Here is a 1405-nt window from a genome sequence, read left to right on the forward strand (position 1 = left end):
GCCAGCGGGGCCGGGTCGACCGGGCTCGGGCTGGACATCGCGGAGCGGGCCGCCCGGGCCGGCGGCGGTCGTCTGGACCTGTCGGCCGGGCCCGACGGCGGGGCCCGGGTGGTGCTCACGCTCGGCGTCGTCGCGCCGCGCTGACACCGCCTACTCCGGCTCCCACTCGGCGAGCCTGTCGAAGAGGGCGCGGTCGCCCTCGACATGGAGGGAGTCCAGCGGTATCCGGCCGTAGAAGGACAGGACCAGCTCGCTGGCCGTACCCCGGACGGAGGCGTCGGCCGCGCCCGCGTCGGTGGGTCCGGGCAGGCGGTCGGCCCGTACGCCGTCGGCGGAGAGCTGCTGTCGCCAGGAACGGCCCTCGGTGGCGTGGTAGTCGACCGTGGCGGGCCCGTGCGGCCAGCCGGCCGTCGTGGTGCAGCAGGTGGACAGGAACTCCTCGACGCCGTCGAGTGCCACCTCGTCCGGCAGCGGTCGGGGCACGCCCACGGTGAGCTGGGCGTCGTAGGTGTGCACGGCGATCTCCTGGAGCTGGTGCCGGGCGACGGCGCCGCAGGTCCGCGGTGACTGCGACGTGCCCCACCACGTCCAGCAACCCCGGTCCGGGCCGGCGTCCCGCAGCGCGTCCAGGAGGTGCCGCGTCGAGTCGGCCATCCAGGCGACGAGGGTCGCGCGATCCCGTGGCGCGGCCGGGCCCTCCGGGGTGATCCGACCCGGGGCGTCGGGTCCGGCGGCGACGGTCGCGGCCCACGAGCGACGCCCCTCGCCCAGGTGCCGCGCCAGGTCGAACAGGGTCCAGTCCGGACACGTCGGCACCGGCAGGTCGAGGTCGGGGGCGGCAGCCACCGCGGCGCGGAGGGCCGCCGACCGCTCGTCGATCAGCCGCAGCAGTGCGGGGAACTCCAGAGTCTCGATCACCTGCCCATTCATCTCCCTTACCGTTCGCCGGGCAACCACTTTTTCCCACGCCGGCCCGGTCTTCCCGCCTTAACCCGGCCTTGTCACTCGGCTAGCGCGACGGCGACCGTCCGGGGCGCAGTCTCGACCCCAGGAATCGAGGAGAGGTGGGGACATGCGACGAACTTCCCTGGTACTGGCGGCGGCCGGCGGCGTGGCGGTGCTGGCGGTGACCGGCGCGGCGCTCGGCGTGACGGCGGCCGACCGTTCGGGTCGGCCGACCGCCCCGGCGGCCGTGACGGTCGAGGACGACCCGGCCCGGCAGGGGGCCGACGACATCGCCGGGTCGGGTGCCTCCGATGAGGACAAGCCCGACCGGCAGGGGGTGGACGACGACGCCACCACCGTTCCGGGCGCCGTCGGCGAGGACAACCCCGACCGGCGGGGCGCCGACGACACGACCGGTGTCGGCGGGGACGACCCGGCCCGGCGCGGGACCGACGACGGC

General features: G+C 75.9%; 1 protein-coding gene and 1 pseudogene. One reads left to right on the top strand and one right to left on the bottom strand.

Annotated elements, in window-relative coordinates; genetic code table 11:
* Positions 1–150 precede the first annotated feature (150 nt).
* Positions 151–918, bottom strand: coding sequence for a maleylpyruvate isomerase family mycothiol-dependent enzyme (locus HUW36_RS32865; RefSeq protein WP_174531586.1), 768 nt, complete (start codon positions 916–918; stop codon positions 151–153).
* Between the two features lie 154 nt (positions 919–1072).
* Here HUW36_RS32865 and HUW36_RS32870 point away from each other — a divergent pair.
* Positions 1073–1405, top strand: a pseudogene (locus tag HUW36_RS32870) (hypothetical protein); the annotation flags it as partial.

Origin of the sequence: Micromonospora maritima (assembly GCF_902825405.1) — a bacterium.
Classification (GTDB): Bacteria; Actinomycetota; Actinomycetes; order Mycobacteriales; family Micromonosporaceae; genus Micromonospora; species Micromonospora maritima.